Annotated in this window: 18 protein-coding genes; 7 read left to right on the top strand and 11 right to left on the bottom strand. The window is 72.6% G+C overall.

Features of this window, described 5'->3' with window-relative positions; genetic code table 11:
- Nucleotides 1–13 precede the first annotated feature (13 nt).
- Together ACIGFK_RS32900 and ACIGFK_RS32905 are read left to right on the top strand one after the other, a co-directional pair.
- Nucleotides 14–880, top strand: a complete 867-nt coding sequence (locus ACIGFK_RS32900) for a PhzF family phenazine biosynthesis protein (RefSeq protein ID WP_386467516.1) — start codon at nt 14–16, stop codon at nt 878–880.
- Nucleotides 877–1,440 (top strand): GNAT family N-acetyltransferase, encoded by a 564-nt coding sequence (locus tag ACIGFK_RS32905; protein ID WP_376661111.1) that lies wholly within the window; start codon nt 877–879, stop codon nt 1,438–1,440. Before ACIGFK_RS32900 ends, ACIGFK_RS32905 begins: the two co-directional genes overlap by 4 nt.
- A 73-nt stretch (nt 1,441–1,513) precedes the next feature.
- Here the strand turns inward: ACIGFK_RS32905 and efeU are convergent, their stop codons facing one another.
- The 3 genes from efeU to efeO are packed head-to-tail and all read right to left on the bottom strand — an operon-like array spanning nt 1,514 to nt 4,896.
- Nucleotides 1,514–2,365, bottom strand: coding sequence for an iron uptake transporter permease EfeU (gene efeU / locus ACIGFK_RS32910; protein WP_376658905.1), 852 nt, complete (start codon nt 2,363–2,365; stop codon nt 1,514–1,516).
- Nucleotides 2,366–2,410: 45 nt separating this feature from the next.
- Nucleotides 2,411–3,706 (bottom strand): iron uptake transporter deferrochelatase/peroxidase subunit, encoded by a 1,296-nt coding sequence (gene efeB, locus ACIGFK_RS32915; RefSeq protein WP_376658906.1) that lies wholly within the window; start codon nt 3,704–3,706, stop codon nt 2,411–2,413.
- Nucleotides 3,707–3,741: 35 nt separating this feature from the next.
- Complete coding sequence (gene efeO, locus ACIGFK_RS32920; RefSeq protein WP_376658907.1) at nt 3,742–4,896, bottom strand: iron uptake system protein EfeO; 1,155 nt, start codon at nt 4,894–4,896, stop codon at nt 3,742–3,744.
- 334 nt (nt 4,897–5,230) lie between these two features.
- Between efeO and ACIGFK_RS32925 the strand changes: the two genes are divergently transcribed.
- Entirely contained in the window at nt 5,231–5,902 is a 672-nt protein-coding gene (locus tag ACIGFK_RS32925) for a PhzF family phenazine biosynthesis protein (protein WP_376658908.1), read from the top strand.
- On the opposite strand, the gene ACIGFK_RS32930 is transcribed toward ACIGFK_RS32925, so the two are convergent.
- Both ACIGFK_RS32930 and map read right to left on the bottom strand, forming a co-directional pair.
- On the bottom strand, nt 5,892–6,539 hold the full coding sequence (locus ACIGFK_RS32930; protein WP_376658909.1) for a heme oxygenase (biliverdin-producing): 648 nt from the start codon (nt 6,537–6,539) through the stop codon (nt 5,892–5,894). The genes ACIGFK_RS32925 and ACIGFK_RS32930 overlap by 11 nt on opposite strands.
- Nucleotides 6,540–6,713: 174 nt before the next feature.
- A complete protein-coding gene (gene map / locus ACIGFK_RS32935; RefSeq protein ID WP_400054727.1) occupies nt 6,714–7,571 on the bottom strand; it encodes a type I methionyl aminopeptidase in 858 nt (285 codons plus the stop codon).
- 82 nt (nt 7,572–7,653) lie between these two features.
- Between map and ACIGFK_RS32940 the strand changes: the two genes are divergently transcribed.
- On the top strand, nt 7,654–7,890 hold the full coding sequence (locus ACIGFK_RS32940) for a hypothetical protein (RefSeq protein ID WP_376658911.1): 237 nt from the start codon (nt 7,654–7,656) through the stop codon (nt 7,888–7,890).
- A 7-nt stretch (nt 7,891–7,897) separates the two neighbouring features.
- On the opposite strand, the gene ACIGFK_RS32945 is transcribed toward ACIGFK_RS32940, so the two are convergent.
- The gene (locus ACIGFK_RS32945; RefSeq protein WP_376658912.1) at nt 7,898–8,503 is read right to left on the bottom strand and encodes a hypothetical protein; all 606 of its coding nucleotides are present in this window, start codon (nt 8,501–8,503) and stop codon (nt 7,898–7,900) included.
- A 106-nt stretch (nt 8,504–8,609) separates the two neighbouring features.
- Between ACIGFK_RS32945 and npdG the strand changes: the two genes are divergently transcribed.
- On the top strand, nt 8,610–9,332 hold the full coding sequence (gene npdG, locus ACIGFK_RS32950; protein ID WP_386467524.1) for an NADPH-dependent F420 reductase: 723 nt from the start codon (nt 8,610–8,612) through the stop codon (nt 9,330–9,332).
- Nucleotides 9,333–9,352: 20 nt separating this feature from the next.
- Here npdG and ACIGFK_RS32955 read toward each other — a convergent pair whose 3' ends face one another.
- On the bottom strand, nt 9,353–11,422 hold the full coding sequence (locus ACIGFK_RS32955) for a TerD family protein (protein ID WP_400054730.1): 2,070 nt from the start codon (nt 11,420–11,422) through the stop codon (nt 9,353–9,355).
- A gap of 187 nt (nt 11,423–11,609) precedes the next feature.
- Here ACIGFK_RS32955 and ACIGFK_RS32960 point away from each other — a divergent pair, with 187 nt between their 5' ends.
- On the top strand, nt 11,610–11,792 hold the full coding sequence (locus ACIGFK_RS32960) for a hypothetical protein (protein ID WP_376658914.1): 183 nt from the start codon (nt 11,610–11,612) through the stop codon (nt 11,790–11,792).
- Between the two features lie 3 nt (nt 11,793–11,795).
- Here the strand turns inward: ACIGFK_RS32960 and ACIGFK_RS32965 are convergent, their stop codons facing one another.
- Nucleotides 11,796–12,593, bottom strand: a complete 798-nt coding sequence (locus ACIGFK_RS32965; RefSeq protein WP_386467528.1) for a site-2 protease family protein — start codon at nt 12,591–12,593, stop codon at nt 11,796–11,798.
- Between the two features lie 73 nt (nt 12,594–12,666).
- On the opposite strand from ACIGFK_RS32965, the gene ACIGFK_RS32970 reads away from it, so the two are divergent.
- The gene (locus tag ACIGFK_RS32970) at nt 12,667–16,293 is read left to right on the top strand and encodes an AfsR/SARP family transcriptional regulator (protein ID WP_400054733.1); all 3,627 of its coding nucleotides are present in this window, start codon (nt 12,667–12,669) and stop codon (nt 16,291–16,293) included.
- Between the two features lie 59 nt (nt 16,294–16,352).
- On the opposite strand, the gene ACIGFK_RS32975 is transcribed toward ACIGFK_RS32970, so the two are convergent.
- The 3 genes from ACIGFK_RS32975 to panB all read right to left on the bottom strand — a co-directional run bounded on the left by ACIGFK_RS32975 (nt 16,353) and on the right by panB (nt 19,197).
- The gene (locus tag ACIGFK_RS32975; RefSeq protein WP_376658917.1) at nt 16,353–17,207 is read right to left on the bottom strand and encodes an ABC transporter permease; all 855 of its coding nucleotides are present in this window, start codon (nt 17,205–17,207) and stop codon (nt 16,353–16,355) included.
- Nucleotides 17,204–18,205, bottom strand: a complete 1,002-nt coding sequence (locus ACIGFK_RS32980; protein ID WP_376658918.1) for an ATP-binding cassette domain-containing protein — start codon at nt 18,203–18,205, stop codon at nt 17,204–17,206. Before ACIGFK_RS32980 ends, ACIGFK_RS32975 begins: the two co-directional genes overlap by 4 nt.
- Before the next feature lie 122 nt (nt 18,206–18,327).
- Nucleotides 18,328–19,197, bottom strand: a complete 870-nt coding sequence (gene panB, locus ACIGFK_RS32985) for a 3-methyl-2-oxobutanoate hydroxymethyltransferase (protein ID WP_386467532.1) — start codon at nt 19,195–19,197, stop codon at nt 18,328–18,330.
- Between the last annotated feature and the right edge of the window lie 21 nt (nt 19,198–19,218).

Below are 19,218 nucleotides of genomic sequence, written 5' to 3' on the forward strand. Positions count from 1 at the left end.
CGATCATGACTGGATGACGGACGTCGAAGTACTGCGCTACACCGCCTTCTCCCGGGACCCGGAAGGCGGCAACCCCGCCGGGGTCGTCCTCGACGCCGCCGGGCTCGACGAGGCCGCGATGCTGGAGATCGCCGCCGGGCTGGGCTACAGCGAGACGGCCTTCCTGACCGCCCCGCCCGAGGGGCTCGGCGGTGAACCGGGCCGGGCCTTCTCCGTGCGCTACTTCAGCCCGAAGGCGGAGGTGCCGTTCTGCGGGCACGCCACGGTGGTCACCGCCGTGGCGCTCGGGGAGCGGATCGGCCCGGGCGAGCTGCTCCTCGCCACCCGGGCCGGGACCGTCCCGGTGGCGGTGACCGTGTCGTCGGACGGGGGGCTGCGGGCCACGCTGACCAGCGTCGAGCCCCGGGTGGAGGGCGTTGGCGCCGAGGAGCTCGCGGAGGCGCTGGCCGCCCTGGGGTGGCCCGCCGCGGACCTGGATCCGGCGTTCCCGCCCCGGATCGCCTACGCGGGGGCCCGGCACCTCGTGCTCGGCGCCGCCACCCGGGCCCGGCTCGCGGACCTCGACTACGACTTCGCCCGGCTCGAGGCCCTGATGCGGCGCCTGGACCTCACCACGGTCCAGCTGGTGCACCGCACGGGCCCGGCGGAGTTCCACGTACGGGATCCCTTCCCGGTCGGCGGAGTCGTCGAGGACCCCGCCACGGGAGCCGCCGCGGCCGCCTTCGGCGCGTACGCGCGCGAGCTCGGGCTGGTTCCGGAGGATGCCGTCCTCACCCTGTACCAGGGCGAGGACATGGGCCGCCCCGGGGTGCTCACGGTGGAACTGCGTGCGGGCGACCCCCGCGTGCGGGTCGGCGGCGAGGGCGTGCGGATCGGATGAGGGTGCTCGGGTTCGCAGAGGGGGAGGTTCCCGCCGGGCTGGCGCGGCAGGTGGCGGGGCTGGAGGACGCGGCCTGGCCGGGTTCCTCGCCCGGGCACGACCCGGCGCTGGCGCCGCGCGCCCTGCTGTTGGTGGACGGCGGCGGGGCGGTGGCCGCCTCGCTGGCGCTGCTGTTCAAGACGATCCCGCTCGCCGGGCGGACGTACCGCGCGGCCGGGCTCAGCTCCGTGGTCACCCGGCCGGACGCCCGCGGCCGCGGGCTCGGCGGCCGGCTGGTCGCGGCGGCCCGCGCCGAACTGGCGGCGGACCCGGCCGTGGACCTGGCCCTGTTCAGCTGCGACCGCCCGCTGACCCCGTTCTACGAGGCCGCCGGCTTCGCACCGCTGCCCGGCACCGTCCTGGTGGGCGGCACCCCGGCGGAGCCGCTGTGCACCGACGGGCCCGGCTTCGAGAAGGACGTACTGGCCGCCTTCTTCACGGACACCCCGGACCGTGACCGGGCGGCCTTCACCGGGGTCCGCGTCCCGCTGTACCCGGGGCTCATCGACCGGCTGTGGTGACGGGGCCGATGCGAACGGGCCGTGCCGGCCGCCTTCCGGCGGCGGGCACGGCCCGTTCGGTCGTTCGGGTCCCTCAGGCCTGCTTGGGCTCCGGGGCCGCGGGCTGCGGCTTCGGGGCGGCCGGGCGCTTCGAGTCGTAGAAGAACAGCGCCAGCACCGGCACCAGGTACAGCCCCCACACCGACAGCTGGATGAGCGTGGGGTCCGGCTGGAAGTTGAAGACGCCCTTGAGCAGGGTCCCGTACCAGCTGTCCGGCGGGATGGTGGCGCTGATGTCGAAGGCCTTGTCGTTCAGGCCGCCCAGGAAACGGGCCTCCTGCAGGTCATGGACCCCGTACGCGAGCACGCCCGCGGCCACGACCACCAGCATGGCGCCGGTCCACTTGAAGAACTTCGCCAGGTTGATCTTCAGGGCGCCCCGGTAGAAGAGCCAGCCCAGCACGATCGCCGTCGCGATGCCGAGCAGCACCCCGATCAGCGGGGCCGAGGACCCCTCGCCGCTCGCCCGGACGGACGCCCACACGAACAGCGCGGTCTCCAGGCCCTCGCGGCCCACGGCCAGGAAGGCCGTGGCGACCAGCGCGCCGGTGCCCATGGCGAGCGCCGTGTCCAGCTTGCCGTGCAGCTCGGCCTTCAGGTGCCGCGCGGTGCGCTTCATCCAGAAGACCATCCACGTCACCAGCCCCACCGAGATGATGGAGAGGCTGCCGCCGAGCAGCTCCTGCGCCTCGAAGGTCAGCTCCTGGGTGCCGAACTCGAGCATCGCGCCGAAGGTGAGCGAGAGCGCGCAGGCGATCCCGATGCCGAGCCACACGGGACGCAGGGCGTCCCGGCGCTCGGTCTTCACCAGGTACGCGACGAGGATGCAGACGACCAGGCTGGCCTCCAGCCCCTCGCGCAGGCCGATCAGATAGTTGCCGAACACGGCGGTGGTTCCTCTCCAGGCTCTACGAGCGGTACGACGACGGGGCTACGCGAACAGCGTCCGGCCCCACCAGTCGTCCTTGTCACGGACGCCCGGCGGGACGGCGAAGATCGCCGAGCTCACGTGCTGGATGTACTCGTTGAGGACGTCGGACTTCGCCAGCCGGCGCTGGATCGGGACGAAGCCCTTGCGCACGTCCCGCTGGTAGGCGAGGAAGAACAGGCCCGCGTCGAGGCGGCCCAGCCCGTCCGTGCCGTCGGTGAAGGAGTATCCGCGGCGCAGGATCGTCGCACCGTCGTTGGTGTCCGGGTGCGCGAGGCGGACGTGCGCCTCCGGCTTCATCGCCTTCAGGAACGGCTCGTCGCGCTCCTTCGACTTGCCGACCGGGGCGCCCTCGCCCTTGTCGCGGCCGAAGATGTCCTCCTGTTCCTGCAGGGGGGTGCGGTCCCAGATCTCGATGTTCATCCGGATGCGCCGGGCCACGAGGTACGAGCCGCCGGTCATCCACGCGCTGCCGTCGCCCGCGCCGACCCACACGTGCTTGTCCAGGGCCGCCTTGTCGGTGCCCGAGATGTTCCGGGTGCCGTCCTTGAAGCCCATCATGTTGCGCGGGGTCTGCTCTTCGGGCGTGGTCGACGAGGTCTTGCCGAAGCCCAGCTGAGACCAGCGGACCACGGTCTTGCCGAAGCCGATGCGGGCCAGCTGGCGGATCGCGTGCACGGCGACCTGCGGGTCGTCGGCGCAGGCCTGGACGCAGATGTCGCCGCCGGAGCGGGCCGGGTCGAGGTTGTCGCCGGGGAACAGCTCCAGGTCGACCAGCGCGTCGGGGCGCTTGCCCTCCAGCCCGAACCGGTCCTTGGCGAACAGGCCCGGTCCGAAACCGATGGTCAGGGTCAGGCGGGAGGCCTTCAGGCCCAGCGCCTCGCCCGTGTCGTCCGGCGGGGCCTCCGGGAGGCCGCCGAAGCCGCCCTCGCCGACCGGCAGACCGGCCGTCATGCGGCGGGCCGCCTCGGTCCAGTCCTTCAGGAGCTTGATCAGCTCTTCGCGGTCCTTCGTCTTCACGTCGAAGGCCGCGAAGTGCAGACGGTCCTGCACGGCGCTGGCGATTCCGGCCTGGTGATCGCCGTGGAACGGCACGGCCGCACCGGCCGCCGCCGCCGAGACCATGTCCGAACCCCCGCCGAACGCGGCCGCCGCACCGCCGGCCGCGGCCGCGCCCAGCGCGAGCCCGGCCCCGCCCCAGCCAAGGACGGCCCGCCGCGAGGGCGCGGTCGCGGACCCGCCCGATTCCTGCTGCTCCTGCTGCTCCTGCGGCTGCGCCGCCGACTCCGACTCGCTCATGGTGATCTCCCGCCTCCTTCGGCTCTGCCCGTGACTTACTTCGTGACCGCGGCGGCGAGCTTGGACAGCGGCTCACCGAGGGCGGAGACGGCGTCCGAGAGCTCCTTGCGCTCCGCGTCGCCGACCTTGTCGTAGGACGTGAAGTCGTAGGTGGCCTTGTCGGCGCGGTACTTGTCGAGCAGGACGGTCATCGCCGCGAACTGGGTCTCCAGCTGCTTGGTGAGCTCCGGGTCGGACTTCGAGACGACCGGCTTCAGGACCTCGAAGGCCTCCTGGGCACCCTCGACGTTCGCCTTGAAGTCGACCAGGTCGGTGTGGGAGTAGCGCTCCTCCTCGCCCGTCACCTTGCCGCTGGCGACCTCGTCGAGGAGCTCCTTGGCGCCGTTCGCGATCGAGCTGGGGGTGATCTCCGCCGTGCCGACCTTCTTCTGCCAGTCGGTCAGGTCCGCCATCAGGGTGTCGGCGAGCTTCTTGTCGTTGTCGTCGATCTTGTTGTCGGCCCACAGGGACTTCTCCAGGCGGTGCCAGCCCGTCCAGTCCTTCGCCGGGTCCTGGCCGGCCTCCAGGCCGTCCTCGCGGACGTCGACCTTGGGGTCGATGTCACCGAAGGACTCGGCGACCGGCTCGGTGCGCTCCCAGCCGATGCGGGAGGCGGCGTACAGCTTCTTCGCGGTCTCGATGTCGCCGGCCTTGACGGCGTCGGCGAAGGCCTGCGCCTTGGGGAGGGTCTCCTCGGCCTGCTTGACCACGTACGCGCGGTACGCGGCGACGGCGGCGTCCGCCTCGGGGCTGCGCTTCTCGGCGGCCGCACCCTTGCCGGTGGCCTTCACCTTCTGGGTGATGCCGTCGCCCTTCATGCCGGGCTTGCAGACGATCTCGTAGTCGCCCGCCTTGATCTCGGCGGTGATGGAGGCCTTGGTGCCGGGGCCGATGTTCTCGCGCTCGGTCACGATGCGGGCGTCCGGGAACAGGACGTAGACCTCGGTGACCTTGGAGCCCTTGTTCTCGACGTCGATGGTGACCTTGCCCGCCGGGAACTCCTTCTTCGACACGTCGCAGGCGGTGTCGGAGGCCGCCACCTTGATCACACCGTCGCCGCCCGCGTCGCTCTTCTGGGAGCAGCCGGTGACGGCGGTCAGGGCGGCCGCCACGGAGGCGGCGGCGATGACGGTGAGGCGGGCGGGGCGCATGAGGGCTCCTGGGCGTCGGACGAATCGGGCCGTCCCAAGGGGGAGAGGCCGGTGAGGCGGACCTAACTTAACCGAGGCTTACCTGACCCATACCCACTCGTCCAGTGATTCAGCTCTCACCTTTCGGCCACGGACACGGCACCGTTACGGCCACCCCATGCCCACCCCATGGGCGGGTCAAGCGGAAGTCAAGCCGTGGTGGCCGTTCCGTACTGCGGAATCCGCCGTTCCCCCGTACGGGAACCGCCGGAGGGGCCCGGTGCGCACCCGTCTCCGCCGGCGGCGCCGAAGCTCGGCCCCGCAGGGCGGACGGCGGCCGTGCTTGAATGCCCGCGTGAACGATCTCGACGTGTTGAAGGTCTTCTGTGCGGGCGACGGCCGCTTCGGCAACCTGCTCGGTGTCGTGCGCGACGGCCGGAGCTGCCCCGACGACGCGTCGCGGCAGGCCCTGGCCGCCGAACTCGGCTACAGCGAGACGGTCTTCGTCGACGACCCCGAGCGCGGGCTCGTCGACATCCGCACCCCCGGCACCCGGATGTCCTTCGCCGGGCACCCGCTGGTCGGGGTCGCGTGGCTGCTGGACATCGAGGAGCTCCAGCCGCCGGCCGGCTCCGTATGGGCCCGTGACGACGGGGAGTTCACCTGGATCACGGCCCGCCCCGAGTGGGTCGAGGGCAAGCGCACCGAGCAGTTCGCCTCCGTGGCCGAGGTGGACGCGCTGCCCGCCCCGCCGCCGGGCGAGGGCTGGCTGTACGCGTGGGCCTGGGAGGACGAGGCCGCGGGCCGGGTACGGGCCCGCGGCTTCCCCCGCCGTCCGGACGGGGTCATCACCGAGGACGAGGCCACGGGCTCGGCGGCGATCCTGCTGACCGCCGAACTGAACCGCGCCCTGAACATCACGCAGGGCGCGGGCTCCCAGATCCTCACGGCGCCCGGCCCGGACGGCACGGTCGAGATCGGCGGCCGCGTCCGCTTCGCGGTGCACCCCGGGGCGGCTACGCGCTGAGGGGGAACTCCTCGCCGAGCTCGCGGAAGACGGCGCCGTTGAAGTCGAAAGCGCGCTTGCACTCGTCGATGATGCGCTGCTTCTCCAGGTCGTCCGCGGCGATCGAGTCCAGCAGTTCGCGGTAGACGCGCTTGAAGGCGGCCGGGTTGGAGATGTCCGCGAAGACGTAGAAGCGGACGCCGTCGCCCTTGCGCTCGAAGCCCCAGGTGCGCTCCGCCTTGTCGCGGATGATCTGGCCGCCGGAGAGGTCGCCCAGGTAGCGCGTGTAGTGGTGGGCGACGTACCCGCCCGGCCACTCGGCCGCGCACCGGGCCACCCGGGCGGCGTAGGCCTCGGTCGCCGGCAGGGCCGACACCGCGCCGCGCCAGTCGGGGCCGAGCAGGTGCGCGAGGTCGCGTTCGATCTCGGCGACGCGCATCAGCTCCGGCCGGATGAACGGACCGGCGACCGGATCGTCCCTGAGGGATTCGGCCGCGTCCTCCAGCGCCCGGTACACGAACCACAGCTGCTCGGTGTAGCGGGTGTACGCGTCGACCCCGAGCCGTCCGCCCAGCAGGTCGCTCATGAAGGTCGAGGTCTCCGCTTCGGTGTGCTGCTGGTGCGAGGCGACGCGGATGGCCGTAGAGAAAGCGTCCAAGACCGACCTCCAGGAAGAGGAAACAGGCGTGACGGCATGACCGCCACGCCTGATCCTCCTGCTTAGGTTCGCCTAAGTCAACGGGTTCCCGACGTCTTGTCGGTAAAAAGCGGTGCCGCCACGGCGGGGCCGCTAGGGCAGGGCCTCTGCGGTGCGGCCGCTACGGCGGGGCCGCTAGGGCAGGGTGAGGATCTCCGCCCCGCTGTCCGTCACCACCAGCGTGTGCTCGAACTGCGCAGTCCGCTTGCGGTCCTTCGTGACGACGGTCCAGCCGTCGGCCCACATGTCGTACTCGTGGGTGCCCAGGGTCAGCATCGGCTCGATGGTGAAGGTCATCCCGGGCTCGATGACGGTGGTGGCGTGCGGGCTGTCGTAGTGCGGGATGATCAGGCCGGAGTGGAAGGACGAATTGATGCCGTGGCCGGTGAAGTCCCGGACCACGCCGTAGCCGAAGCGCTTCGCGTACGACTCGATGACCCGGCCGATGATGTTGATCTGGCGGCCCGGCTTGACGGCCTTGACGGCCCGGTTCAGCGCCTCGCGGGTCCGCTCCACCAGCAGCCGCGACTCCTCGTCCACCTCCCCGCACAGGTAGGTGGCGTTGTTGTCGCCGTGGACCCCGCCGATGTACGCGGTCACGTCGAGGTTCACGATGTCGCCGTCCCGCAGGACGGTGGAGTCGGGGATGCCGTGGCAGATGACCTCGTTGACCGAGGAGCACAGGGACTTCGGGAAGCCCCGGTAGCCGAGCGTCGACGGGTAGGCGCCGTGGTCGCACATGTATTCGTGCGCGACCCGGTCCAGCTCGTCGGTGGTCACCCCCGGGGCGATCAGCTTGGCGGCCTCTTCCATCGCCTGGGCGGCGATCCGGCCGGCGAGGCGCATCGCCTCGATGGTCTCGGCCGACTGCACCTCCGGTCCGGTGTACGGCGTGGGCATGGGCTTGCCCACGTACTCGGGCCGGCGGATGTTTCCGGGAACGGAACGGGCGGGAGAGAGCTCGCCTGGTACGAGCAGCGACTGGCCAGACATGCATGCGAGTGTATCCAGCGGGGATGGGGCAGCATGGCGGCAGAGATCCTTCTGGAGCGGTATCGAGAGGAGCCCGGGAGCGATGGCCCTGTTCAAGAAACGCCAGGTGGGCAAAGCGGGCGAGTGGTACTACTGCCTGGTCCACAAGAAGGTCGAAGAAGGCCCCGAATGCCCCGCCAAGGACCGCTTCGGTCCCTACGGGAGCCCCGAGGAGGCGTCCCACGCCATGGAGACGGCGGAGGAACGCAACCTCGAATGGCAGACCGACCCCAAGTGGAACGACAAGTCCCGCGAGGAAGACGAAGGCACGGCGAGCTGACGCCCGGCTACCAGCGGCTGGGCGGCGGCGCGGTCAGCTGATCGGCCAGCCGCGCCAGCCGGTCCCGGAAACGGCGCGGCCCGCGCTGCACCGGCAGGCTGTTCTCCCCGGCCGCCGCGCTGACCAGGTGCTGCACGGTGTCCAGGTCCAGCTCCGCGGCCCCGTCCGGCACCGACAGCGCGTCGTGCGCCAGCGTGCCCAGTTCCGGGTCGCCGCCGTCCAGTGACAGTACGGTCGCCCCCGCGCGCCGGGCGTCGTGCACCCGCTCCAGCAGCCCCTCGCCCGGCTCCTGCGGAGCCACCACCAGCAGCGTGTGCCCGCTCCGGGCCGCCTCGAGCCTGCTCAGCCCCACCGACAGGTGCGGCGGCTCCCCGGGCAGCACCCGGTGGCGTACGAGCGTGGGTGCCAGCTCCGGCAGGCCCGACCAGGCGGCCTCGTCCACCAGGTGCGCCGCCAGGTGCCAGGGCTCGTAGCTCTCGGTCCCCACCAGCAGCAGGTTCCCGCCGGCCGGCACGACGGAGCGCCGCAGCACCCCGGCGAAGCGCCGCGCGGCCCCCGGCCACTGCGTCCCGGCGAGCACCTCCCGCAGCAGCGCGACTCTCACGGCATCCATGGGCGGCATCCTGCCGCATGGACGGCGCGGATGTGACCGCTTCCCACCCCTTCCTCCCCCTTCCGGGCCCTTCGACTGTCAGCTACTCGGCAGTACCCTCGCCCCCATGACTTCCTCGACTTCCTCGACTTCCCCAGACAACACGCAGAAGCCGCCGGCCAAGGACCCCTGGGACCTCCCGGACGTCTCCGGCCTCGTCGTCGGCGTTCTCGGCGGTACCGGCGACCAGGGCCGCGGCCTCGCCTACCGGCTCGCCCGGGCCGGCCAGAAGGTGATCATCGGCTCCCGCGCCGCCGACCGCGCGCAGACCGCCGCCGAGGAACTGGGCCTCGGCGTGGAGGGAGCCGACAACGCCGAATGCGCACGCCGCAGCGACGTCGTCATCGTCGCCGTGCCGTGGGAGGGCCACGCCAAGACCCTCGAAGCGCTGCGCGAGGACCTCGTCGGCAAGCTCGTCGTGGACTGCGTCAACCCGCTCGGCTTCGACAAGCAGGGCGCGTACGCCCTCGAGGTCGAGGAGGGCAGCGCCGCCCAGCAGGCCGCCGCACTGCTCCCCGACTCCCGGGTCACCGCCGCGTTCCACCACCTCTCGGCGGTCCTCCTCCAGGACGAGTCCATCGAGGAGATCGACACCGACGTGATGGTCCTCGGCGAATCCCGCGCCGACACCGACCTCGTCCAGGCCCTCGCCGCCCGCATCCCGGGCATGCGCGGAGTCTTCGCGGGCCGCCTGCGCAACGCCCACCAGGTCGAATCCCTGGTGGCGAACCTGATCTCGACGAACCGCCGCTACAAGGCCCACGCGGGCCTGCGCATCACGGACGTCTGACCCACCCCCCGGCCGCCCCCTCACCCCCGGCGGCCGGGCCGGGCCTCGCCCGAGCCCAGGTGCGCCACCACGCCCTGGTAGAAGCGGTCCACGGCGTCGTCGACGCTGCGGATGAACCCGGACTCCGTGTTGCCGCGGCTGGCCCCCATCCCCTTGATCAGTGTCAGCCGGAACCCGGTGAGCCCGGCCCCGTCCTTCGGCAGCAGATCGCCCGGCTCGGGACGCAGCCGCTCCAGCGTGCCGCGCGGCCCGTTCCCCTCGGCGACGAGGCTCTGCACGTGCAGGTCCGCCGGTGCCTCGGCCAGGAGCCGCAGCAGCCGCTTGACGATGACCAGCGGGTACGAGCCCTCCGGCGCCGGGACGTCCACGGACGTGCGCACCTTTCCCGTGCGCAGGTCGGCGGTGACGGCGATGACGCTGCTGGTCCCCTCGATGCGCAGCTCGGCGGAGAGCCTGCCGTCCGCGCACAGCTGATCCGCCGCCGCGGTCCGGCGGGCCTGCGGATCGCTGCCTCGGCGGGCGCGCTGGACGGGCAGGGCCTTCTGTCCGAGTTCCCCGCCCAGGCGCAGGCAGACCTGGCGGACGAGCCGCTCCCAGCTCTCCACGACCTCGACGGCGCGGGCGTCGCCGAGCCCGAGGGTCTCGTCCTCGATGCCGTTGCGGACCGGCACCCAGGCGGGGCCCATGTTCTGGAAGCCGTGGCAGCCCGAGTTCTCGTGCTGGAGGTACTCCAGCAGCTCCTGGAGGAGCCAGGCGTGGGCGGCATTGCCCACGCCCTCGTGGCGGATCAGCATCTGCGCCTGGTGGGCGACCTCGGCCCACGACAGGTGCCAGAGGCCCACCTTGTGCTTGCGCCGCCCGTCGATCTTGATGTCGACCATCGCGGTTCCTTCGAGGGCCACGTCGTTGGAGAGGGTGATCACGGCCTCGTAGCCGCGGCGCGCGGCGATGTCCATGTACGCCTGCACCTGCTCGGCCTTGAGCGGGTTGCCGTTGGTCTTCGTCTCCACGAGTGCCGTCCACAGCTTCCCCGCGCGTTCCAGACGGATCACGCCGTCCGGCCGCTTCGGGGTGTCGCCGTGCGGCAGGGACACCTCGGTGAAGGTCTGCATCCGTCCGGCCGGCGCACCGAAGGCGGCGGTGAGGCGGCGGCCGAACTCGGGGACCTGGGCCATGACGGACAGCAGCACGGAGGTCGCCCGTACCTCCCGCTCCCTGTCGCTCTTGAGGGTCGGGACCGGGAAGAGCCGGGCTGTCCGCCAGCTGTCGTTCTCCGCAAGGGACTTCTTGGCCACCTTGGGCAGGGTGATCTTCTTCTTGGTCGTGCGAGGGGCTCGGCCACGGCTCTGGGCAGGCACGGCGGCGGGGGTCGTGGAGGTCGCGGGGGGCTCCGCCGGGGCGTCCGCCCCGCTCGCCGCGGCCGGCGGGGCCTCCGGCGCCACGGCCTCAGCGGCCCCTGCGGGCTCCGTGGCCTCCTCGGCCTTGCCGGCCTCCGCGACGGCGCCGGGCTCGTCGGTCTCCGCGAGTGCGCCGGGCTCTTCGGCCTCCTCCAGGACGGTGATGCCGAAGTCCGTGGCCAGACCGGCCAGACCGGTCTCGTACCCCTGCCCCACAGCGCGGAACTTCCACTCCTCGCCCCGCCGGTACAGCTCGCCGAAGATGAAGGCGGTCTCCACGCCCGCGTCCTCGATGGAGAACCCGACCAGCGGCTCGCCGGAGCGGTCCGCGACCGTCATCCGCAGGTCGTCGAGGTCGCCGAACGACGCGCCGCCGTACTGGCTGGCCGCCACCACGATGCGTGCGACGTCCTGCGGCACCGCCGTGAGGTCCACGCCGATCCGGTCCTCGTCGCCGTTCTCGGTCGGCGTCTTGCCCAGGAGCTGCACGCTCCCGTCGGCCGCGGCGGGGTTGTTGTAGAAGTAGAAGTCGTTCTCGCTGCGGACCTTGCCGTTCTCGTCCACCAGCAGCACCGACACGTCGGCGTCCCCGGCCCCGGTGGCACTGGTCCAGCCCAGACTCACGACGACCGAACCGGCGTCCTCGCTGAGGGCGGTCAGGCTGACGTTCGCGCCCTTGACGATCTCTTGCATGTGTTCCCCCCGGCTCAGCGTGTACCGGCGAACCTAAACGCCGGGCCACGGAGAAGATCGGGTAAAGGCGAAATTGGCCGGATGTGATTCCTCGCCCGATCCGCCCCCGTCTTTACGGGAGCACTGCGGGGCATGGGGGACACTGGGAGGGCTCGACCCCCTTCAGTGTTTCCGAGGAGTTCTCCCCATGCCCCGCCTTGCCGTCTTCGCCGTCGTCGTCTGCGTCCTCGCGACCGCCGCGGCCGTCGTCGCCTTCGTCCAGGGCAACTTCATCGGGATCGTGTGGGTGCTGCTCGCGGGCCTCACGTCCAACATGGCTTGGTACTACCAGCGCAAGGCGAAGGCCGAGAAGGCCGCGCGCAGCTCGTAGCCGCTACTGCGGGACCGTGCAGAGGCCGTTGGTGTCCTGCCAGAAGCGGTAGAGGTCGCGGCCGCAGTACGTCTCCAGGTCCGAGACGCCGAGGCCGGACAGCACGCCGCTCACCGCGTCGAAGAAGACGGCGTTGACCTCCGGGATCCACAGGAGCGCGAAGACGGCGATCAGGCCGAACGGCGCCAGCGGCTCCACCTGGCGGCGGACGCCGTACGAGAGCCACGGCTCGATGATCCCGTAGCCGTCCAGGCCCGGTACCGGCAGGAGGTTCAGGATCGCCGCCGAGACCTGGAGCAGGGCGAGGAACGCCAGCGCGAAGCGGAAGGGCCACGGGACGCCTTCGAGGGCGTCCAGCCAGAACGGGGCCGTGCACACGACGGCGAAGGCCACGTTGGCCAGCGGGCCCGCCGCCGAGATGAGGCTGTGCTTCCAGCGGCCCCGGATCCGTCCGCGCTCGATGTACACGGCGCCGCCGGGCAGGCCCAGGCCGCCCATGATCACGAACAGCACCGGCAGGATGATGCTCAGCAGCGCGTGCGTGTACTTGAGCGGGTTCAGCGTCAGGTAGCCCTTGGCCCCCACCGTCAGGTCGCCGCTGTGCAGGGCGGTGCGGGCGTGCGCGTACTCGTGCAGGCAGAGGGAGACGATCCACGCCGAGGTCACGAAGAGGAAGACGGCGAGACCGGTGCTCGTCGCGTACTGGGTCCACACCGCCCAGCCGGTGACCGCCATGACGGCGACGATGCCGAGGAACACGGAACTGATGCGCCGCTCGCCGCGGCTGCCCTGATGACCCATGCGGCGAAACCTATCCCGGGAGCGGAACGGAAATGGAGTCGGGGCCGGGGCCCGGTATGGGGACAATGGGCCGGTGCATTACGCGATCCTCGGCACCACCCAGGCCATCCGCGACGACGGGACCCCCGTCGCCGTCGGCGGCGCGCGCCTGCGGGCGCTGCTGACCGCGCTCGCGCTGCGGCCGGGGCGGGTGGTGCAGGCGCACCTCCTCGTCGACGAGGTGTGGGACGGCGACCCGCCGGCCGACGCCGTGGCCGCCCTGCAGGCCCTGGTCGCGCGGCTGCGACGGGCCCTCGGGCACGGGGCCGTGCGCTCCGCGGACGGCGGCTACCAACTGGCCGCCGAGCGCGAGGACGTCGACCTGTACCGCTTCGAGCGCCTCGCCCGGGGCGCGGACGCGGCGCTGGCCGCGGGGGACGCCGCCAAGGCCGCAGCCCTGTACGACGAGGCCCTCGCCCTGTGGCGCGGGTCCGCGCTCGCGGACCTGCCCGACCCGGCCGCCGAGGCCGCGCGCTGGGAGGCCGTACGGTCCGACGCGCGCCGGGGCCGGCTCGCCGCGGCCCTCGCCCTGGGCCGGGCCGAGCAGGCCCTGCCCGAGCTGACCGCCCTGTGCGCGCAGCAGCCGCTGGACGAACCGCTCCAGGCCCTGCGCATCCGCGCCCTGCGCGACGCGGGCCGCCCGGCGGAGGCGCTGGCCGCGTACGAGGCCGTGCGCAGGGAGCTCGCCGACCGCCTGGGCGCGGACCCGGGCCCGGCGCTCCGGGCCCTGCACGCGGAACTCCTGTCCCCGCCGCAGTCCTGGCCGGGGGTCCGTGGTGCGGACTCCGCCTGGTCCGGGGCGCGGCCCGGGACCCCCGGCGGCCCCACGGGCCAGCCCCCGTACCCCGGTCCCGGCGCGGCCGGGAATGCGGCCGGTGCGCATGCGGAGCCCGGTAGCGCCGGTGCCTTCGCCGGGCCCGGGGCGCACGCCCCGTACCCCGTCCCCGGCGCGGCCGGGCATCCGGACTCCGCCCGGTCCGGGCCGCAGCCCCCGGGTCCCGGCGGGCCGGGGCACGGCCCGCACGCCCCCGCCGCCCACCCGGACCGGGCGTCCGGCACCCCGGGCGCCGTCGGCCGGCCCGGGGCGCACGCCCCGCACCCCGGTCCCGGGCAGGACCGCCCCCACCCGCCCGCCGCCGGGGGCAACCTGCGGGCCCGGCTGACCACCTTCGTGGGCCGGGAGGACGACATCGGGGTCATCGGGGACGACCTCGCGCGGGCCCGGCTCGTCACCCTGCTCGGACCCGGCGGGGCCGGGAAGACCCGGCTGTCGCAGGAGGCCGCCGAGGCGCACGCCGTCCGGGGCCACTGGCCCGACGGGGTGTGGCTCGTGGAGCTGGCCCCGGTGGACGACCCGGACGACGTCGCCGAAGCCGCGCTCGCCGCGCTCGGGGCCCGCGAGACCAAGCTGCGCGGCGCCGCCACCGAGGAACTGCGGGTGCTGACCGACCGCCACGGCGACGACCCCCTCGACCGGCTCGCCGAGCACTGCGCGCGCCGCCGGCTCCTGCTGCTGCTCGACAACTGCGAGCACGTCGTCGACGCCGCCGCCCGGCTCGCGGAGGAGGTCCTGGCCCGCTGCCCCGGCGTGCAGATCCTCGCCACCAGCCGTGAACCCCTCGGAGTGCCGGGGGAGACCCTGCGGCCCGTCGAGCCGCTGCCCGACCCGGTCGCGCTGCGGCTGCTCGGCGACCGCGGCGCCGCCGCCCGCCCCGGGTTCCGCGCCGACGACGACCCGGCCGCCGCCGCGGAGATCTGCCGCCGCCTCGACGGTCTGCCGCTGGCCATCGAGCTCGCCGCGGCCCGGCTGCGACTGCTCACGCCGCGTCAGATCGCCGACCGGCTCGACGACCGTTTCCGGCTGCTGACCAGCGGCGCCCGTACCGTGCTGCCCCGCCAGCAGACCCTGCGGGCCGTCGTCGACTGGTCCTGGGAGCTGCTCGACGAGCCCGAGCGCGCGGTCCTGCGCCGGCTGTCCGTCTTCGCCGGCGGCTGCGACCTCGCCGCCGCCGAGGACGTCTGCGCGGACGCCTCGTACGAGGTCGCGGACGTGCTCGGCTCCCTCGTCGACAAGTCCCTCGTCGTGGCGGCCCCCGGACCGGACGGCTCCGCCATGCGCTACCGGCTGCTGGAGACCGTCGGCGAGTACGCCGCCGAGCAGCTCACCGCGGCCGGTACCGACCGTGCCGACACCGAGCGCCGCCACCTCGTCCACTACCGCGAACTGGCCCGCACCTCAGAGCCGCTGCTGCGCGGCCGGGGCCAGCGCGCGGCCGCAGACCGGCTGGCCTCCGAGTACGAGAACCTGCGCACCGCCCTGCGCCGAGCCGTCGCCGCCCGGGACGCCGACGAGGTGCTGTGCCTCGTCCACTCCCTCGGCTGGTACTGGCACATGCACGACCTGCGCGCCGAGTCCCGGCACTGGGCCGAGGCCGCCGCGGCCCTCGGACCCGACCCGTTCCTGCCGCCCTTCGTCCCCGCCGAGCCCGTGTACGAGCGGCTCGTGGACAGCCCGCCCCCGTACAGCGGCGAGCTGCTCGCCGAGGCCTGGCGCGCGGTCCACCTGGTCCGGCTGGCCGCCCGCGACCAGACCAACGAGAACTGGAACACACCGGAGGTGCGGGCCCTGGTCGAAGGGGTGATCGCCGTCTACCGGCCCGGACTCCCGCAGACCTGCCGGACCCCCGCATCCCTCTGGATCTACGCGGTCATGATCCTGGGGGATCCGGGGTTGCTCAAACGGGTCATCGACGAGACCGTCGAGGCCGCCCGCGCGCTCGGCTACGGCTGGGAGCTCGGCTCGGCCCTCCAGTTGCGCGCCAACGTCCTCGCCAACCGCGCCGACTGGGCCGGCGACGCCTCCCGCGACGCCGAGGAGAGCCTGGCCGTCTTCCGGGAACTCGGCGACGACTGGGGCTGCGCCGAGGCACTTTCCGCGCGGGCCGAGGCCCGCGAGAAACGCGGCCAGTACGACCTGGCCACCCAGGACTACCGGGCGGCGATCGAGCACGCCGAACGGCTCGGGGCCAAGGCGCAGGTGACGGTGCTGCGGGTGCGGATGGCCGGGAACCTCGCCGAGATGGGCCGGCTGGAGGAGGCCGAGACCATCCTCGGCGGGATCGTCGCCGCCGTGCAGGACTACGGCAACGAGGCCATGCCCGCCGCCCGGATGTTCCTCGCCGGAGTCCTCGGCCGCACCGGCCGCAGGGACGAGGCCCGCGCCCAGATCCAGACGCTGCGCGACGAGTTCGCCTTCGGCGCGTACGCCCTCTTCGACGGCTTCCTGCTCGGCACGATGGCCTGGCTGGACAACGAGGACGGCCGCCACGAGGAGGCGCTCGTCCGGCTGCGGCAGGCCTTGGCCGCGGTGCAGGACCCGCTCGCCGCGATGGTCGCCCCACAGATGAGGGCCGTCTACCTGATGACCGCGGGCCTCTCCCTGGCCTCCCTCGGCGGCCGGCGGCGCATGTACGACGCGGCCCGGCTGCTCGGCGCGTACCGGACGCACCTGCCGCCCGCGCACGTCCCCGTCACCACGGAACGCGCCGACGCCGCCCGTGCCGAGGAGCTGGCACGGGCGGCGCTGGGCGATGCCGCCTACGAGTCGGCGTACGCCGAGGGCGGCGGCCTCACCCTGGAGGAAGCCGCCGCCCTGGTCTGACCCGGCCCCGGGTCAGGGGCCCGTCCGGGACGCGATCCGAACGGACCGGCCGACCCGGATCAGGTCTTCTGGCGGAACTTGCGGACCGCGAGGGGCATGGTGACCGCCGTGATGGCGAGCGACCAGCCCAGCGTCATCCACACGGAGTTGCCCACGGGAGTGCCGTTGATCAGGGCGCGCGCCGCATCGGCGAGGTTGGACAGCGGGTTGTAGTCGGTGAAGGACTGCAGCCAGCCCGGCATGGTGGTCGGCGGGGCGAAGATCGAGCTGCCGAACTGCAGCGGCATCAGGACCAGCATCGCCATGCCCTGGACGGCCTGGGCCGTCTTCATCGTGAGACCGAGCAGGATGAAGATCCACATCAGCGAGGCGCCGAAGACGGCGGACAGGCCGATGGAGTAGAAGAGGTCCAGCACCGAGCCCTTGATCGACAGGCCCAGGATGAAGCCCACGGTCAGCAGGATCGCGATGGCGACCAGCATCCGGCCGACCTCGACGACGATCTTCGCGAGGAGCACGGACGACCGGGCGATCGGCATGGACCGGAAGCGGTCCATGACCCCCTTCTTGAAGTCGTCGTTGACGCCGGTGCCGACCGCCATCGAGATGTTCATGCCCATCATGGCCATCAGGCCCGGGATGACGTAGTTGACGTACGCCTCCTGGTTGCCCTTGCCGGAGATCGCACCGCCGAAGACGAACACGAAGAGCAGGGTGAAGATGATCGGCATGAGCACGGCGTCGAACATCGACTCCGGGTCCTGCTTGATCTGGAGCGCGTTGCGGCGCACGAGCGCGCCGATGTGGCGCAGGTTGGCCCGCAGGCCGATCCGGCCCTCTCCGGGCAGGGCGGCCGCACCGGCCGCCGGGGCGGTCGCGGCGTCGGCCGGCTTCGTCGTGGTTACGGTGCTCATGCCGCGACCTCCTCGGGGGTCTCGATGGTGGGCTTCTGGCCGGTGATCGACAGGAACACCTCGTCCAGACTGGGCAGGTACGTGCCGAGGTCGGCGATCGCGTACCCGCGGGCGGCCAGCAGGCCGACCACGGCGGTCAGCTGCTCGTCGCTCAGGATCGGGACCAGCAGCACGCCCTCGTCCGGGACGGCCTGCGTGCCCGCCACCCCGTCGAGACCGGCCTCGGCCAGCGAGCGGGCCATGCCCGGCAGGTCGGCCGCGTCCACGGGACGGATCTTCAGGGTGCGGCCGCCGACCCGGGCCTTCAGCTCGTCGACCTTGCCGTTGGCGATGACCTTGCCGCGGTCGATGACCGTCAGCTCGCTCGCGAGCTGCTCGGCCTCCTCCATGTACTGGGTGGTGAGCAGGACGGTGGCCCCCTCGGCGACCATCCGCTGCACCTCGTCCCACACCTCGTTGCGGGTGCGGGGGTCCAGACCGGTGGTCGGCTCGTCCAGGTACAGCACGGCCGGGCGGCCGATCATGGAGGCGGCCAGGTCGAGCCGGCGGCGCATGCCGCCGGAGTAGTGCATGGCCGCCTTCTTCGCGGCCTCGGTGAGCGAGAAGCGCTCCAGCAGCTCGTCGGCCCGCGACCGGGCGTCCTTGCGGGACAGGTCCAGCAGCCGGCCGATCATGTAGAGGTTCTCCCAGCCGGAGAGCTTCTCGTCGACCGAGGCGTACTGGCCGGTGAGGCCGATGGTGCGGCGCAGCTGCCGCGGCTGGCGGACCACGTCGTAGCCCGCGACCGTCGCCGTGCCGGCATCCGGGGTGATCAGGGTGGACAGGCAGCGGACCAGGGTGGTCTTGCCGGCGCCGTTCGGGCCGAGGACCCCGAGGACCGTGCCCTCGCGGACGTCCAGGTCGACCCCGTCGAGCGCCTTGGTGTCGCCGTAGTGCTTCACCAGCCCCCGCACTTCGACGGCGTTGGTGTTCTTGTCGTTTCGCGTCATGTCCACCATGGGACCAGGCGCCACTGACAAAGCACCGACAGCCGACCGACAGGCGGCCGACACGAAGACGACAGCCCGCCGACGTCACGTCGGCGGGCTGTCAATTCCTCACTTCACGACGGGCACGCCCGTCAGTGGAAGGCGTGCTCCGCCTGCGGGAACGTTCCGCCGACCACGTCCTCGGCGAAGGCCTTCGCCGCGTCGTTCATGGTCTGGCGGAGGTTCGCGTACTGCTTGACGAACTTCGGCATCTTCCCGCCGGTCAGGCCCATCATGTCGGTCCACACCAGCACCTGCGCGTCGCACTCCGCGCCCGCGCCGATCCCGACCGTCGGGATGTGCAGGGACCGGGTGACCTCCGCGGCCAGCTCGGCCGGAACCAGCTCCAGCACCACCGCGAACGCACCCGCGTCCTGCGCGGCCTTCGCGTCGCGCAGCAGCTGGTGCGCGGCCTCGTCGCCGCGGCCCTGCACCCGGTAGCCCATGGCGTTGACGGACTGCGGGGTCAGGCCCAGGTGGGACATGACGGGGATGCCGGCCTGCACGATCAGCTCGGTCTGGGCCAGCGAGCGCTCGCCGCCCTCCAGCTTCACCGCTCCCACTCCGGCCTCCTTGACGAGGCGGGTGGCGCTGCGCAGTGCCTGGACGGGGCCCTCCTGGTACGAACCGAACGGCATGTCGCCGACGACCAGCGACCGGCTCGTGCCGCGCACGACGGCGGCCGACAGCATGGTCATCTGGTCCATCGTCACCGGGACGGTGGTGTCGTAGCCGAGGTGGCAGTTGCCCATCGAGTCGCCGACGAGGATCACCGGGATCCCGGCCTCGTCGAAGACGGACGCGGTCATCGCGTCGTAGGCGGTGAGCATGGGCCACTTCTCGCCGCGTTCCTTGGCGAGGGTCAGGTCGCGGACGGTGATGCGCCGGGTGCCCGTGCCTCCGTACAGGGTCGGGGAGGCCGCGGCTGCGGGTTCGCGGGCAGGCGAAACGGCGTGCGTCATTGCAACTGCTCCTTGTGTCAT

It is taken from the genome of Streptomyces sp. NPDC085524 (genome assembly GCF_044541755.1).
Taxonomy (GTDB): domain Bacteria; phylum Actinomycetota; class Actinomycetes; order Streptomycetales; family Streptomycetaceae; genus Streptomyces.

Coding starts and splice junctions, on each gene's coding strand:
- ACIGFK_RS32900 (WP_386467516.1), top strand. CDS start 14: ATGACGGACGTCGAAGTACTGCGCTACACCGCCTTCTCCCGGGACCCG.
- ACIGFK_RS32905 (WP_376661111.1), top strand. CDS start 877: ATGAGGGTGCTCGGGTTCGCAGAGGGGGAGGTTCCCGCCGGGCTGGCG.
- efeB (WP_376658906.1), bottom strand. CDS start 3,706: ATGAGCGAGTCGGAGTCGGCGGCGCAGCCGCAGGAGCAGCAGGAGCAG.
- efeO (WP_376658907.1), bottom strand. CDS start 4,896: ATGCGCCCCGCCCGCCTCACCGTCATCGCCGCCGCCTCCGTGGCGGCC.
- map (WP_400054727.1), bottom strand. CDS start 7,571: ATGTCTGGCCAGTCGCTGCTCGTACCAGGCGAGCTCTCTCCCGCCCGT.
- ACIGFK_RS32940 (WP_376658911.1), top strand. CDS start 7,654: ATGGCCCTGTTCAAGAAACGCCAGGTGGGCAAAGCGGGCGAGTGGTAC.
- ACIGFK_RS32945 (WP_376658912.1), bottom strand. CDS start 8,503: ATGGATGCCGTGAGAGTCGCGCTGCTGCGGGAGGTGCTCGCCGGGACG.
- npdG (WP_386467524.1), top strand. CDS start 8,610: ATGACTTCCTCGACTTCCTCGACTTCCCCAGACAACACGCAGAAGCCG.
- ACIGFK_RS32955 (WP_400054730.1), bottom strand. CDS start 11,422: ATGCAAGAGATCGTCAAGGGCGCGAACGTCAGCCTGACCGCCCTCAGC.
- ACIGFK_RS32960 (WP_376658914.1), top strand. CDS start 11,610: ATGCCCCGCCTTGCCGTCTTCGCCGTCGTCGTCTGCGTCCTCGCGACC.
- ACIGFK_RS32965 (WP_386467528.1), bottom strand. CDS start 12,593: ATGGGTCATCAGGGCAGCCGCGGCGAGCGGCGCATCAGTTCCGTGTTC.
- ACIGFK_RS32975 (WP_376658917.1), bottom strand. CDS start 17,207: ATGAGCACCGTAACCACGACGAAGCCGGCCGACGCCGCGACCGCCCCG.
- ACIGFK_RS32980 (WP_376658918.1), bottom strand. CDS start 18,205: ATGGTGGACATGACGCGAAACGACAAGAACACCAACGCCGTCGAAGTG.
- panB (WP_386467532.1), bottom strand. CDS start 19,197: ATGACGCACGCCGTTTCGCCTGCCCGCGAACCCGCAGCCGCGGCCTCC.